The following is a 1,189-nucleotide window of genomic DNA, read 5'->3' as shown; positions in this document are numbered from 1 at the left end:
CCGGCAAACAGACTTTCCCTATCAGCTGTCTATCTGGATCCGAGCGTCGAGGAAAAGCGCTATCTCCATCATGTCTTTCGGAATTTCGAAGGCTGGTCCACGATTGTCCGCCCAGAAGAAGATTGTGAACATGGCCGAGCCGTTGCCGATCGAGCGCTTCAGGGCATTAAGATCACCGGCGTGAAGCCTGTCTCGAACGAAGTCCCAGTGAGTTTCAAATTCATCGGTAGAGAATTCACTGCTCACGCGCCAAATGTTATTTCGTGGCAGATTCAATTCAGGTTTCCGCGTTCCCTTAAGCAGCGCGTCGGTCGGCTCGATTCCTGTCAATCGCGTGATTTCGTCAGGATGAATCGCATCATTAACGATTTCAAAGCTGATCAAGAGTTTATCGGCCATTTTTGTAATCCTCAAAGGCTCTGGAATGCCGATGCCTTCCTGTTTCCTTTGTGAAGATCGCCACTCTTCCCAACAAAAATATCTGTAATTCCTATATAATTTCGAATATTATCATGGGATTGAAGCGATTTTCTAAAAAATGCCTGGATCTATCGTAGTATATTGTAGAAATAATGCTATCGTGCATGCCTTGCAACCGTAATTGCCCACCCCTTGAGCTTGGCTGGGTTCTCTGAATCCATGTCGCCATGGAGCGTGACGATCTCAGGCGGCTTTCGAAGGATGAACTGATTGATCTGGTGCTGCGTTTGCAGCGTCCGGCAAAGACGTCTCGCACGTCTTCGAAGCCGCCCTCGATGGATCGGAAAGAACGACGCGAGAAGGCCAGGCCCGGCGGCGCAAAGCCCGGTCACGAAGGTAAGGCGCGGGCGATGAGTGATCGGTTCGATCGCCTTTTTGAACATCGGCCTTCCGAATGCCCGTGCTGCAACATCTCCTTCCCGATTGATCTGAACGCCGAGACGGTCAGCGAGCACGACACCATCGAGCTTCCTGAAGTTCAGCCCCTCATCGAACGCCATCGCCGTCTTGCCGTCGTTTGCCCCTCCTGCGGGACCCGTGCCGTAGCGCCGGTTCCCGATGCCGCGAAAGGCACGCCGTTCGGACCGAGGGTGGATTCCAGGGTGAAGTGCAACGTGATCATGAGAAGCGGATTTGGACGTCTTTGCCAAGTTCTTTGAGCATGGCCTGGAGAGGCGTGACGAAGCCGAGGCATTTTCTCGGTGTCGTA

At 52.8% G+C, this 1,189-nt stretch carries 1 protein-coding gene and 1 pseudogene; one reads left to right on the top strand and one right to left on the bottom strand.

What is annotated here, in order from left to right; translation table 11 throughout:
* Positions 1-21 precede the first annotated feature (21 nt).
* The gene (locus ABRA89_RS20370; RefSeq protein ID WP_349943331.1) at positions 22-399 is read right to left on the bottom strand and encodes a DUF4279 domain-containing protein; all 378 of its coding nucleotides are present in this window, start codon (positions 397-399) and stop codon (positions 22-24) included.
* 248 nt (positions 400-647) lie between these two features.
* Between ABRA89_RS20370 and ABRA89_RS20365 the strand changes: the two are divergent.
* Positions 648-1,073 (top strand): annotated as a pseudogene (locus ABRA89_RS20365) (IS66 family transposase); the annotation flags it as partial.
* Positions 1,074-1,189 lie beyond the last annotated feature (116 nt).

Source organism: Fulvimarina thalattae, from assembly GCF_040239565.1.
In the GTDB taxonomy this organism is placed as follows: Bacteria; Pseudomonadota; Alphaproteobacteria; order Rhizobiales; family Rhizobiaceae; genus Fulvimarina.
This window is presented reverse-complemented; position numbering and strand designations above follow the sequence as displayed.